The following is a 12,936-nucleotide window of genomic DNA, read 5'->3' on the forward strand; positions in this document are numbered from 1 at the left end:
CGAAATTCAATCGCAAAGATGGACTCAGTCTAGCGCGGATCATAAAAGCGGTGATTAATGCCGTGCAAGTTAGCACGACTCAGGCCTTGTCCCCAAACGGGGATCGCTGCAGCCCAAAATCCCTTAATGTCCGTAGCAGGCAAAGGGTCAAATCCTAAAGCACCCCACGCACGCTGCAAAACACCCAGCGGATCGGTCAAGTCGAGCGCGGCGGCACCGTTTTGTTTGGATAGTTTTTGACCTGTTTCATCCGTCACAAGGGGAACGTGCAAGTACTCCACAGACACCAGACCGAGCATCTCGCCCAACATGAGCTGTCTGGCCGTGCTGCTGAGCAAATCCTCGCCACGCACCACATGGGTCACACCCTGTTGCGCATCATCGACAACAACAGCTAACTGATAGGCCCAAATTCCATCCGCGCGACGCAAAACAAAATCCCCAACTGCCTGCGCCACGTTTTGCGTCATTGCACCCAGCCAGCGATCATTAAAGTCAACCTGACCCTCCGGCACACGCAAGCGCCAAGAAAGCGTCTGGCGCCCCTTTGGCAGTCCTGAGCGGCACGTTCCGGGATAGGGGCGCTCACCTTCCGGAAAATGGCCCTGCGTACGCAGCACTGAATCTGCAATTTCTCGTCGGGTGCACCCACACGGATAAACAAGATTTAGAGACAGAAGACGATCAAATGCTTGCTGATAGAGGTCTAATCGGCGAGATTGATAAACAACCTCTCCATCCCAGTGCATCCCTAGAGTGTCTAGCTGTTGCAAAATCACCGCATCCGCCCCCGACACGTTGCGGGGCGTATCGAGGTCTTCCATTCGCACTCGCCAGAGCCCACCGTGCGCACGGGCATCGAGATAGCTCGCCAGAGCCGCTACGGCCGAACCCGCGTGGAGAGGGCCGCTTGGGCTCGGAGCAAAGCGTCCAATATAAGTCGGGCGGGAAGGGGGCAAATCAGTGCAGCAGACGGTCACCATCGTCGCGCAACAACTCTTCGAGAATCAAATGATCGACCTCTGACTCCTGACTCCACAGCACCATCAACGCGATGATTTTGATCTTTTGAAGAGACACTGGGCCATCCGTCGCAGCCATGGCGCGATCAATCACGATTTCACGCAGCGCTGGGGACAAGGCTTCGGTCGCCTCCAGAAAAGTGATAAAGCCGATGGCCTGAGCACCAAGATGTTGTTGCTCGTTTTCAGCATACACACGAAAACCATTGCCGGGTGTATGTGCAAGATCGACACATTGCTCGGTCGTTTCAGCCAAACCGACCAGCCAACCCAAGGCCTCGTCAATATCAGTGTGCTCGAAGCCTGCGGCGGCGAGTCGTTTGGCCAGCACGTCGGCAGACGGACAGGCCTCTGGGGTGTAGTAGTTCTCAAACAGGTAAACCAGGATATCGAACATGGCAGCTACGGCTCCTGTTTTAACAGGGGTCTTGCAGACCCCTCATGTGAAATAACTTTACCCTTAAAAATAGAAAACGACAAACGCTATCTGAAATGTCCTTAAAACTATCAAACCGGAGCAGTTGCTTGCGGTGTGTTCCGTCTAAGAAACTGCGCAAGTGCTGCAGGTAATGCCACGGCTAGGCCTACCATCCCGCTCTGCCAGCCAGGTGCGATAAACAATAAAGCCGCTGCGGCAAAGGTCCATCGCTCCCAGGCCTTCATATGCGTTAAAAAGTATCCAGAAAATGATGCTGACAACAATACCAAGCCAACGATGGCACCGCTTAAGGTGATGAAAAACTCCTCCCACGTGAAGCCTTTAAGAACCAACAATAAGGAAGGCGAAAAGATAAAAACAAATGGTACCAGTAGCTTGCTGATCCCCAGCATAAAGGCCGTATTGCCAGTTTTAAACGGATCACTGCCTGCCATCCCTGCCGCCGCATAAGCTGCTAGCGCCACGGGGGGTGTGAGATCTGCCAAAATGCCAAAATAAAATACAAACATATGCGCAGCAAGCGGTTGAACGCCAAGCTGCACAAGTGTTGGTGCAGCCACCGCAACCATGATGATGTAATTGGCCGTCGTCGGAATGCCGCAGCCCATCAAAATACACACCAAACCAGTAATCGCGAGCGCAGCAATAAGCGTCAGAGCCTGCATATTCACCAGAAAATCAGGCAATACTGCCGCCGCAGCACCCGCAATAGCTTGCGAGGCAGCAATCACGATGAAGGAAACTTTAAAACCTACGCCCGTCAAGGTCACGACACCGATCACGATACCCACTGTTCCTGCGGCGGCGCCCACGGCAAGCGCATACTTGGCACCCGTCTCAAAGGCATCGTACAAATCCCTCCAACGCAAACGCTGAACAGGATTAAGCAGGCCCACCACGATACATGCCGTAATTCCGGCGAATGCGGCCAAGTAAGGTGTTCGGCCACTGACCAGCACACCGATCAAAATCACTAGCGGAATCAAGGTTGGCCAGCGCTTGCGAAACGACTCTTTTAACTTGGGCATTTCCTCTTCGGTGAGTCCGCGTAAATTTTGCCGCTTAGCCTCAAAGTGCACTTGCATGAACATGCCAAAGAAATACAGAAAGGCCGGGAACGTTGCCGCCAACGCGATATCGCGATACGGGATATTTAAAAACTCAATCATCAAAAATGCCGCAGCACCCATAATCGGTGGCGTGATCTGTCCGCCCGTACTCGAAGCCGCTTCAACACCCGCGGCAAAGTGACGCGGATAGCCCACCCGAATCATCGCGGGTATGGTCAATGAACCCACTGTGACGGCATTTGCAATCGACGAACCCGACAGCATGCCAAACATTGCCGAACCAAAGACCGAGACCTTAGCCGGTCCACCTGCATAACGCCCCGCAATCGCCGAGGCCACGTCCAAAAATAGTTGACCCAAACCAATCCGCGTGGCCAACACACCGAACAAAACAAAATGAAAAACATAGGTCGCTACCACACCAATCGCAACGCCATACACGCCCTGGCTGGTGAGATAGAGATGATTGACAATTTGTGACCAGCTGTTGCCGGCATGCTTGAGCAAGCCAGGAAACTCCTGGCCGAACATTGCATAAATCATAAAAATGATCGCGATGATGGGAAGAGGCCATCCCATCGCGCGTCGCGTGCCTTCGAGCAGACCCACCAACAAAATCGTGCCCATCAACACATCTATCTTGTCGGGATTGCCGACTTTAAAAGCCAGCTCTTCAAAAATGTACGGGATATATAAAACGGTCAACGCCAAAGCAAGAGCGATGAACCAGTCATACAAAGGAATACCGCCCGGTGCATACCAGGTTGACTTTGGCTCACGCTGGTATGAGCGTTTACTAAAGCCAAATACCAAAAAAATCAGGCTCAATACAAACGCAAGGTGAACACCTCTGTGCGTAGACTCTCGCAATAAACCAAAGCCTGCCGTGTAATAGTGAAAGATCGATAAAGAAACCAATAGGATTGAAACAATCCATGTCGCGCCGGCAGCCAAGGGACGGAAACGTATTTCCGGATCATATTTTTCTGTGAGCGCCTGGGCTTTCACTTCATCGATTTGCATAACAGACTCTTCATTGATAAGCGATCATGTCGATCAAAAACAAAGGCGGTGTATCGCTCTCGCGCCCACCGCCCTCAATACTCATTTCTGACCCTCGGCATCCTGAGCGTCGGACTCATGATGCCTTGGCCTTTACTTCAACAAGCCTTTTTCCTTGTAGAACTTTTCCGCACCAGGATGGAAGGGGATGCCCGCACCCACGACTGCATTGGAAAGCGTGATGAGTTTGCCTTTGGAATGACCCGCTGCCAGAGCTTTTTGAGCGGCATCTGAGTACACTGCCTTAACGATTTCGTATACGACCGACTCGGGTTGCTTCGAAGAAGTGACCCACTGCGCATTCACTGCAATCGTTTTAACCTCGCCAACACCCTGATAGGTACCGGCAGGTATCACATCAGGTGTAAAAAAGCGCTGGCTCTCACGCAACTTGTCGATCTCAGGTCCGGCAATCGACACCAGCTCCACACCCGCACCACTTGAAACCAGCTCAGCCACTGCGGCAACGGGTGCGCCCGCCACGATAAAGAACGCATCCAAACCACCGTCCTTCATTTTTTCGCCAGCCTGGTTGGGCTTCATGTATTCGGCTTTAACGTCTTTGTCCGTCATACCAAAGGCACCCATGATCAAACGAACGTCCACCAAGGTACCTGAACCAGGCTCGTCCATCGAAACGCGCTTGCCGCGCAAGTCAGCCACGGACTTGATGCCAGAGCCTTTACGCACAACCAAATGAATACTTTCGGGGTAGAGCGTGGCGATCAATCTCAGATCGCTGGCTTTGGGTTTGCCAGCAAAAGTGCCTGTGCCGCTGTAGGCCCAGTAGGCAACGTCCGACTGACTAAATCCGGACTCAAGCGAGCCGCCCATAATGCCGTTCACGTTTGCCACGGAACCGTTGCTGGCAACGGCCGAAGCAATCAGCTTGCCGGGCTGCGTCACGAGATTGGCGATCATCCCGCCCACTGGGTAGTACGTACCCGCAGTGCCACCCGTGCCAATACGGAAAAATTGCTGAGCCTGCGCAGGCGCCGCAACCGCCGCGACAAGTGCGGCAGCGCCCAAAACTTTAGCTAAAGATTTTAAAAACATAACGTAACTCCCAGATTGAGTAATCGGACGACTAAGACGAATCAGACGAGAACCTCGTCATTTTAGCTGGTACTTTTGCTTATAAATTGTAAATTTCTGCAACAAACTCTACTTCCTCGCTTAGTCTGTACTAAGCGCAATCAAAACAGCTCCCTCAACAACCTGTTCTCCCACATCATAAAACACCTCCTCGATCACACCATCCGTCGAGGCAAATACGGCGTGCTCCATTTTCATCGCCTCCATGACCAACAGCGCGTCACCTCGTTTAACAGACTGACCCGCCCTGACATGCACAACGATAATTTTGCCTGGCATCGGCGCAGTCAGCCCCCCAGACAAACCGGCCTCAGCTTGGGTTGCTTGCTTCAAAGGGTCTTGTATACAGACGGCCGAATGCCTGCCATCGATAAAAACATCAAATCGGGTCTCATGCCTGTGAACCGTCGCTTGTCGCCGCATGCCTCCCCAAACGAGCTCAATCACGCTCACACCTTGGGACACATATCGTGCTGACCAGTCCCATTCTGTTGAGTAGCCATCGAGCTCCAGACTGTGGCACTGATCACTTCGGCTCAGGCACACCCGCCTGACTGTCTCGCCATCCAACCAAACAAACTCTCGTCGAAAACCGCCATTCAACCTCCACCCGTCAAGAATAGACCACGGATCCTTTACACCTTGAGCAAGTAAGCTACCCGAGCCCGCTTGACTCGCTTCCTCGAATAACAACGCAGCAACCGCGCAAGCCAAAACCTCCTCAGAAACAGGTTGAGGCTCAGGCAATAAGCTGTCTCGACGGCGTTCGATCAGACCGGTATCCAAATCGGCTTGTACGAAAGCTTCATCGCCCATCAGTCTCGACAAAAAATCTACATTGGTATGGACGCCTACGATCTGGGTTTGCGCAAGCGCGCGCTGCATCCGTTGAAGTGCTTGATCACGTGTCGCCCCCCAGACGATCAGCTTCGCAATCATCGGATCGTAATAAGGAGAAATATCATCCCCGCAGCGAACACCTGCATCCACACGAACATCACCATGCGTAAACGCAACATGCTCAGGTAACTGAACATGTGTCAGGCAGCCAATCGACGGTAAAAACCCCTTCTCCGTGTTTTCCGCATAAATCCTCGCCTCGATCGCATGACCCATGAGCGTTAACTGTTCCTGCGTCAGCGGCAGCGGCTCACCTGCGGCAATACGCAACTGCCACTCCACCAGGTCAAGTCCCGTCACCATCTCCGTGACTGGATGCTCAACCTGTAGACGCGTATTCATCTCCATAAAGTAGAACTGTCCACTCGGATCGACAATGAACTCGACTGTCCCCGCACCGACATACTTCACCGCCTTGGCCGCTGCCACAGCCGCATCACCCATGGCACGCCGCATTGTCGGAGACATATTGGGCGCAGGTGCCTCCTCAATCACTTTCTGATGTCGACGCTGAATGGAACAGTCTCTTTCAAACAGGTATATACAGTGTCCGTATTGATCCGCGAAAATCTGAATCTCTATATGACGCGGCTTTTGCAAGTAGCGCTCGAGTAACACTCGCTCATCTCCGAAACTCGCCAGCGACTCCCGTTGACACGAGACAAGCGCAGCCTCGAAGTCCTGACTCGTCTCGACTACGCGCATACCTTTACCACCCCCCCCGGCGCTCGCCTTGATCAAGACTGGATATCCCATTTCATCAGCTTGTGCGCGTAAAAATGCAGTCGACTGATTTTCTCCGTGATAGCCAGGAACAAGCGGCACGCCCGCCTGAGCCATCAAGCTTTTAGCGGCCGACTTGCTTCCCATGGCCTCAATCGCTCCGACCGGAGGCCCGACAAAGGTGATGCCCGCCTGCGCACAGGCTGCGGCAAACTCTGCATTCTCTGATAGAAAGCCATACCCTGGATGAATGGCTTGAACGCCATGCTCGCGGGCCACTTTCAAGATCACGTCACTTTTCAAATAACTTTCGCTTGCCGGAGCGCCGCCTATACGAACCGCGACATCACAACTCGCCACATGCTTTGCTTGCGTGTCTGCATCTGAATACACCGCGACGGTCTTCAAGCCCATCTTGCGTGCTGTTGCTGCAACTCTGCAGGCTATTTCGCCTCGGTTGGCGATCAAAATTGTTTTAAACACGTTTATTCCCTTTGTTTGCTTTACATACGAAACACGCCAAAGCGTGTATCCGGAATGACCGCATTCAACGTCGCCGATAAACTTAACCCCAATATCCGACGTGTATCTGCAGGTTTAATCACGCCATCGTCCCAGAGTCTTGCCGTGGCGTAAAAAGGGTGTCCTTCGCGTTCAAATTGATCAAGTATCGGTGCTTTGAATATCTGTTCTTGCTCCGTGCTCCATGTGCCACCTTTGCTCTCGATTGCTTCCCTGCGAATCGTGGCAAGCACACTTGCCGCTTGTTCACCCCCCATGACCGAGATGCGAGCGTTTGGCCACATGAACAGAAACCTCGGTGAATACGCGCGACCACACATTCCATAATTTCCCGCACCGAAGGATCCACCAATGATGACTGTTAACTTTGGCACTGCAGCTGTCGCCACTGCGGTGACGAGTTTTGCACCGTGGCGAGCGATGCCCTCATTCTCATACTTCCTGCCCACCATAAATCCCGTAATGTTTTGAAGAAATATCAGCGGGATTTTTCTTTGTGCGCAAAGCTCGATGAAATGCGCGCCCTTTTGTGCAGACTCTGAAAACAAGATTCCATTGTTAGCAATGATTCCTACCGGCATCCCGTACAGATGCGCAAATCCTGTCACCAGTGTCGTCCCAAATCTTGCCTTGAATTCCTCAAACTCTGAACCATCGACCAGCCGTGCAATGATTTCTCTGACATCGTAGGATTTCCGTGTATCGGCTGGAATAATCCCGTTGATTTCTTCTGCATCGTATAGCGGCTCACGTGATTCGCGCATTACCAACTGCTGTTGCTTTCGTTTATTAAGATGTCTAACTGCCTGACGCGCCAACTCCAACGCATGATGATCGTTCAGTGCCAAATGATCCGCCACGCCTGATAGCCTGGTGTGAACATCTCCACCCCCCAAATCCTCCGCCGTGACTTGCTCCCCAGTCGCGGCTTTAACTAGTGGCGGTCCGCCCAGAAAGATGGTTCCCTGCTCCCGGACAATGATCGACTCATCGCTCATTGCAGGGACATACGCACCGCCCGCGGTGCATGAGCCCATCACCACGGCAATCTGCGCGAGTCCCTGTGCCGACATATTCGCTTGATTAAAAAATATGCGCCCGAAATGCTCCCGGTCTGCAAACACCTCGTCTTGTTGGGGCAGGTTTGCGCCGCCTGAATCTACCAAGTAGATACACGGTAAATTGTTTTGTGCGGCAATCTCTTGAGCCCGTAAATGTTTTTTGACTGTCATCGGATAGTAGGTTCCACCTTTGACCGTCGCATCGTTACACACAATTACGCACTCAATTCCCGATACGCGTCCAATCCCGGTGATCATTCCTGCGCCTGGCGCATCGCCCTCATACATGTCATAGGCTGCCAAGGGCGAAAGCTCCAAAAATGCCGTGCCTGGATCAAGCAGTTTTTCAACGCGTTCACGCGGGAGTAGTTTTCCACGTGCGAGGTGTTTTTCCCTCGCAGCAAGTGGACCGCCTTGCGCCATTTTTTCCAATGCGGCTGTGAGCTCGGCGATTTTCTTCTTCATCGCACATTCATTATTGGTAAATTCTGAAGAACGGCGATTGATTTTCGATTCGATTATCGGCATGGCAGCACTCTCAGCGTGTCAGGTTATTTACTTTACGTTTACGTAAACGTCATCATCAATATAATCGACTCAAGACAATTAGTCACTTTTTAGCTGTCACTTTTTGGCCCTCAGTAACGCCTCGCATTGCTTTTGCTGCTGCACAATTTCGGCTAGCGTTTCTTCCAAATCACTGCGCTGCTGCTCCAGGCTGGCGCGTTGACTCTCCAGGACGGACAGGTAGTGCTTGAGTTGAGGCACAGTGTCACGCGGCCCCTCGTACATATCCACGAGCTCACGGATCGCAGAAAGCGTCAGCCCCAAGCGCTTGCCACGCAGCGCCAATTTCAACCGCGTACGATCGCGCGCCACATAAATCCTGCGATTACCCTCGCGAGCTGGTTTAAGGATCCCGTGATCCTCATAAAACCGGATCGTACGAGGCGTAATATCGAACTCTTTGGACAAATCAGTAATCGTCCAGGTCGTTGAAGTCATGATTTTCTTGGTGGCAGTTTACGTAAACGTAAATTATGATGGACCGATCAAACCGTCAAGCTTGGAGACAACTAAATATGAACCCCCTGGAGCATCAACTGCAGTATCCCTTTGCAGACAACATGCCCGGCCCCGGCACAACGATGGAGCTCGCACCCGGCGTTCGCTGGATCCGCATGCCGCTCCCCTTTGCGCTTGACCACATCAACCTTTGGCTCTTGCGCGACAAGATCGACGGGGTAGAGGGCTGGACTATTGTGGACTGCGGCATCAGCAGGGACGAGGTCAAAGCGCTCTGGGAAGAAATATTCGCCACACAACTGCAGGGCCTGCCTGTTCTACGTGTCATCGTCACACACATGCATCCTGACCACGTCGGTCTCGCAAGCTGGCTTTGCAAAAGATGGAATGTTCCTCTCACCATGAGCATGACCGACTATATGACCGCAAAGCTCTGGTCGGTCGGGCAGGGAACGGGCGCCACAGGCGGCGAGAGTGCCGCGCAACACCTAGGTCGACATGGCATGACCGATCCCGAAGCCCTCGAACAAATTCGAGCCCGCGCCTCCTACTATCCAAGCCTCGTTCCTGATATGCCCGCTTCTTACGTGCGGATCATGAACGGACAAACAATCAAAATTGGCGGTTGCGACTGGAAAGCCATTGTCGGATACGGACACGCGCCCGAACATATTTCTCTTTTCTGTGCTGATAAAAATGTCCTTATTTCTGGTGATATGGTTCTTCCGCGAATTTCAACAAATGTCAGCGTTTTCGATTACGAGCCACTAGGCAATCCACTGCCTCTTTATCTCAACTCACTGGATAACTTTCAGCACCTTCCTGCAGACACGCTCATCTTGCCTTCGCATGGCAAACCTTTCAAAGGCCTGCACGAACGCATCGCACAACAACATGAACACCACGCCGAGCGACTCGATGAGGTGCTCGCAGCCTGTGTCACACCTCAGTCCACCACTGATATCTTGCCCGTTCTTTTCAAGCGTAAGCTAGACTTACATCAAACAACCTTTGCAATGGGTGAAGCCATCGCGCACTTACATGCCCTGTATTTTGAGGGCAAACTTTCGCGTGAGCTTTGCTCCGATGGCATTATCCGCTTTGTCAGAACTTAAAGGACGCGCCTTGACTACACATCATCTCGACACACGACTTCTTCATATCGGTAGCGCCCCCTTCGATCCAGATACAGGTACCGCACCAGTCAGTCTGCCCTCCATGCGAACCAGCACGGTGCGCTTTGAAAATCTTGCGGCGCTTGATCGCGCCATGACACGCAGACTGGCTGGTGAGCGCGCGATCACCTACGGACGCTCCGGTATGGATACCCATCGAGCACTTGAAGACGTTTTCATGCAGCTCGAAGGCGGCACATATTGTGTCTTGGCGCCTTCTGGCATGGCTGCCATTAACATTGCCTTCCTTGGCTTGCTCAAAACAGGCGATCATGTCCTCGTCGCTGATTGCGTCTACGGCCCGGTGCGCAATCTTGATCGCGCATTGCTGCAAGGCTTCGGTATTTCGGTAACGTACTTTTCCGCAGAACGGGACGACATCGCACAACTGGTTCAACCCAATACAAAAATGATTTATGTTGAATCACCCGGATCATTGTTGTACGAAATGCTGGATATGCCCGCGCTTTCGGCTCAAGCCAAAGCCCACGGTCTGATCCTGGCCACCGACAACACCTGGGGCTCGGGTTATATCTACCGGCCATTGATGCTTGGCGCCGACGTATCCATCGTCGCCGGCACAAAATACGTCGCGGGACACTCTGATGTCATGCTTGGCGCAGTGGTTGTCAACGATCAAAAACTTGCTGCACGCATTCATTCCGCCCAATACGCCATGGGTAACTCCGTCAGCGCCGATGACGCCTGGCTTGCGCTGCGTGGCGTGAAAACCATGGCAGTCCGTATGCCGCAGCATGCGCGCAATGCCCTTGAGGTTTGCAAATTTTTAGACCATCAACCTGAAGTTCTACAGATCTATCATCCCGCCTGGCATAAAGACGCTGGTCATGCGCTGTGGCAACGCGACTGCACCGGCTCTAATGGCATGCTCTCTATTGAGCTGAATTGTTCTCCTGATGCTGCAAAACCCTTCGTGGATGCGCTGGAACTCTTTGGTATCGGCTTTTCGTGGGGCGGCTTTGAAAGCCTCGTGCAATGGGTCGAGCCAGGCAACCTATCCTCGCATCAGTATTGGAAGCACCACGCGCACGCACTGATCCGTTTGCACATCGGTTTAGAGTCCGTTGACGATTTGATCGAGGATCTCAAGCAAGCCCTGGCTAAAATTAAAAAATAAAGTGAGCAATTCATGTCTAAAGACAAAGGTTATATATTTGTAGAGCTTGAGGTCCATGACATGGACAATTTCAAAGCGCACTACCAGCCAAGATCCACGGCGGCCGTCGCCGCCTTTAACGGGCGGTTTGTCATGCGGGGAGGAGAGGTGACAGTGAAAAATGGACCCACCGACTCCCGTCGACGGGTCTTGCTTGAGTTTGACAGATACGAAGACGCGCTTGCCTTTTACGATTCAGATCTGTATCAGGAAGCCAAACTTCATCGAGACAAATACGCCCATGTCCATACGTTTTACATCATGCGGGGGACATGAAAATCAATCGGCGAATTACTTTGCCCTGGACTGTTTAATCAAGTCCGTCGCGACATCCAAGGTCTGCTGATAGCCGCCCGCTTCTGAAGGCGACGTCACAAAGCGTCCTGCAACAGCTACGGTCGGCGTACCCTGGATACGGTAGGCCGTTACGAGTTGGTCGGCGCGGCTTGCCTTAGATGACACACCGAAAGACTCATACGCAGCATCGAATTTCTCTGCATCCACGCCTTGTGAAGCAATCCAACTCTTGATTTCTGCCTTTGTGAAGAGGCGCTTTTTTTCCTGATGGATGGCTTTAAACACTTTAGGGTGCAAATCCAAACGATTGAGTGCCTCCAACGCATAATACAAACGTTGCAAAGGTTTCATGCTTGCATTGAATGCTACGGGAACACCACGAACGACCACATCCGCTGGCTGCGCTTTGATCCATTTTTCAAGCAAAGGCTCAATAGCCGCGCAATGGCCGCAACCATAGGAAAAAAACTCCAGGACTTCAACCTTTCCTGGCTCAGTGGCTTGCGCGGGTGTGATTTCAATAAACTTGCCTTTTGCGGCAGGTGAGCCTTGCGCAAAGCTGCCCGCAGTGAAAAATACTGCGACCATCGCAAACATCATTGCAATGAAGCGCGTAGAGATCTGATGTGTCATCACGATTCGTCCTATAGGAAAACGGTTGATTACTGTCGTACGACGGCAGTAGGAATTTTTTCTTGCCCGAGGCGTATACGGGTCTGATTCATATCGTCTATGCGTGCGAACGGCCCGACACGGACACGATTAACCTGCAAGCCGTTGACTTCGGCGCGCTGAATTTCAACCGGCATCCCCATTAGGATAATTTTGGCACGCAAGGCCTCAGCATCCTCTAGTACCCTGAATGACCCGACTTGCAAATAATAAGGGCCACCCGTGCTAGGGGGAGTTTTTGCGGTTGAAGGTGTCGTTGCCGACTCTGGACGACTCGCCTGGGTGGGCGCGGCAGTTGATGGCGTCTGGGCGGGGCGTGTTGTTGCGTTCGGTGTAGGCGTCAGCGTATCAATCAGAGAGCCGAGCGCATCACCGTTTTGCTTGGGAGTCCCTGTTGTAGACTGGGCTGCCTGACCTGCGCCAGGCATGACAACCTGCCCTGTCGGTTGATCCGGAGAACTCGGTGCCGTGACCGGTCCAACCTCCCGTGCACTTAACGCAGCGTTCGGATCCGGAGCATTGCGTGGATCAGGCGTGCCTGGCGCATCAGGTGAACGGCTGGCTTTATCCATAAAGGGCATCGGTGCCTTCACCACATAATAGGCAACCCCCGCGGCAACACCCAGACCGATCAACAGTCCTGCCAGAACGCCGTACATTGTGCTTGAGCCGGATGATTTACGTTTAGCCATGGT

At 52.6% G+C, this 12,936-nt stretch carries 12 protein-coding genes; 3 read left to right on the plus strand and 9 right to left on the minus strand.

Annotated features, from left to right (window positions below):
- Positions 1 to 29: 29 nt before the first annotated feature.
- The 7 genes from gluQRS to QWY27_RS09605 form a co-directional block, all read right to left on the minus strand.
- Positions 30 to 959 carry a tRNA glutamyl-Q(34) synthetase GluQRS gene (gluQRS, locus tag QWY27_RS09575; RefSeq protein ID WP_290197051.1) on the minus strand — a complete coding sequence of 310 codons (930 nt, stop codon included), beginning with the start codon at positions 957 to 959 and terminating at the stop codon, positions 30 to 32.
- Between the two features lies 1 nt (position 960).
- Positions 961 to 1,419 carry a Smg family protein gene (locus tag QWY27_RS09580; RefSeq protein WP_290197053.1) on the minus strand — a complete coding sequence of 153 codons (459 nt, stop codon included), beginning with the start codon at positions 1,417 to 1,419 and terminating at the stop codon, positions 961 to 963.
- 110 nt (positions 1,420 to 1,529) lie between these two features.
- On the minus strand, positions 1,530 to 3,554 hold the full coding sequence (locus QWY27_RS09585; RefSeq protein ID WP_290197055.1) for a TRAP transporter permease: 2,025 nt from the start codon (positions 3,552 to 3,554) through the stop codon (positions 1,530 to 1,532).
- A 132-nt stretch (positions 3,555 to 3,686) separates the two neighbouring features.
- Complete coding sequence (locus QWY27_RS09590) at positions 3,687 to 4,649, minus strand: TAXI family TRAP transporter solute-binding subunit (RefSeq protein WP_290197057.1); 963 nt, start codon at positions 4,647 to 4,649, stop codon at positions 3,687 to 3,689.
- A 120-nt stretch (positions 4,650 to 4,769) separates the two neighbouring features.
- Positions 4,770 to 6,794, minus strand: coding sequence for an acetyl/propionyl/methylcrotonyl-CoA carboxylase subunit alpha (locus tag QWY27_RS09595; protein WP_290197059.1), 2,025 nt, complete (start codon positions 6,792 to 6,794; stop codon positions 4,770 to 4,772).
- Between the two features lie 20 nt (positions 6,795 to 6,814).
- Entirely contained in the window at positions 6,815 to 8,422 is a 1,608-nt protein-coding gene (locus QWY27_RS09600) for a carboxyl transferase domain-containing protein (protein ID WP_290197061.1), read from the minus strand.
- Positions 8,423 to 8,518: 96 nt separating this feature from the next.
- Positions 8,519 to 8,899 carry a MerR family transcriptional regulator gene (locus QWY27_RS09605; protein WP_290197062.1) on the minus strand — a complete coding sequence of 127 codons (381 nt, stop codon included), beginning with the start codon at positions 8,897 to 8,899 and terminating at the stop codon, positions 8,519 to 8,521.
- A 77-nt stretch (positions 8,900 to 8,976) separates the two neighbouring features.
- On the opposite strand from QWY27_RS09605, the gene QWY27_RS09610 reads away from it, so the two are divergent.
- Genes QWY27_RS09610 through QWY27_RS09620 form a run of 3 tightly spaced genes read left to right on the plus strand, consistent with a single transcriptional unit; the run spans position 8,977 to position 11,548 of the window.
- Complete coding sequence (locus QWY27_RS09610; RefSeq protein WP_290197064.1) at positions 8,977 to 10,035, plus strand: MBL fold metallo-hydrolase; 1,059 nt, start codon at positions 8,977 to 8,979, stop codon at positions 10,033 to 10,035.
- A complete protein-coding gene (gene metC / locus QWY27_RS09615) occupies positions 10,007 to 11,233 on the plus strand; it encodes a cystathionine beta-lyase (protein ID WP_435433473.1) in 1,227 nt (408 codons plus the stop codon). Before QWY27_RS09610 ends, metC begins: the two co-directional genes overlap by 29 nt.
- Before the next feature lie 12 nt (positions 11,234 to 11,245).
- A complete protein-coding gene (locus QWY27_RS09620) occupies positions 11,246 to 11,548 on the plus strand; it encodes a DUF1330 domain-containing protein (RefSeq protein WP_290197066.1) in 303 nt (100 codons plus the stop codon).
- 15 nt (positions 11,549 to 11,563) lie between these two features.
- Here QWY27_RS09620 and QWY27_RS09625 read toward each other — a convergent pair whose 3' ends face one another.
- Positions 11,564 to 12,202, minus strand: coding sequence for a thiol:disulfide interchange protein DsbA/DsbL (locus QWY27_RS09625; protein ID WP_290197143.1), 639 nt, complete (start codon positions 12,200 to 12,202; stop codon positions 11,564 to 11,566).
- Between the two features lie 29 nt (positions 12,203 to 12,231).
- The gene (locus QWY27_RS09630; RefSeq protein WP_290197068.1) at positions 12,232 to 12,933 is read right to left on the minus strand and encodes an SPOR domain-containing protein; all 702 of its coding nucleotides are present in this window, start codon (positions 12,931 to 12,933) and stop codon (positions 12,232 to 12,234) included.
- Between the last annotated feature and the right edge of the window lie 3 nt (positions 12,934 to 12,936).

The sequence above is a fragment of the Zwartia vadi genome (assembly GCF_030410375.1).
GTDB classification, from domain to species: Bacteria; Pseudomonadota; Gammaproteobacteria; order Burkholderiales; family Burkholderiaceae_B; genus Zwartia; species Zwartia vadi.

Excerpts from the sequence above, each read along its gene's own strand:
- QWY27_RS09580 (WP_290197053.1), bottom strand. The coding sequence starts at position 1,419 with ATGTTCGATATCCTGGTTTACCTGTTTGAGAACTACTACACCCCAGAG.
- QWY27_RS09585 (WP_290197055.1), bottom strand. The coding sequence starts at position 3,554 with ATGCAAATCGATGAAGTGAAAGCCCAGGCGCTCACAGAAAAATATGAT.
- QWY27_RS09590 (WP_290197057.1), bottom strand. The coding sequence starts at position 4,649 with ATGTTTTTAAAATCTTTAGCTAAAGTTTTGGGCGCTGCCGCACTTGTC.
- QWY27_RS09600 (WP_290197061.1), bottom strand. The coding sequence starts at position 8,422 with ATGCCGATAATCGAATCGAAAATCAATCGCCGTTCTTCAGAATTTACC.
- QWY27_RS09605 (WP_290197062.1), bottom strand. The coding sequence starts at position 8,899 with ATGACTTCAACGACCTGGACGATTACTGATTTGTCCAAAGAGTTCGAT.
- QWY27_RS09610 (WP_290197064.1), top strand. The coding sequence starts at position 8,977 with ATGAACCCCCTGGAGCATCAACTGCAGTATCCCTTTGCAGACAACATG.
- metC (WP_435433473.1), top strand. The coding sequence starts at position 10,007 with ATGGCATTATCCGCTTTGTCAGAACTTAAAGGACGCGCCTTGACTACA.
- QWY27_RS09620 (WP_290197066.1), top strand. The coding sequence starts at position 11,246 with ATGTCTAAAGACAAAGGTTATATATTTGTAGAGCTTGAGGTCCATGAC.
- QWY27_RS09625 (WP_290197143.1), bottom strand. The coding sequence starts at position 12,202 with ATGACACATCAGATCTCTACGCGCTTCATTGCAATGATGTTTGCGATG.
- QWY27_RS09630 (WP_290197068.1), bottom strand. The coding sequence starts at position 12,933 with ATGGCTAAACGTAAATCATCCGGCTCAAGCACAATGTACGGCGTTCTG.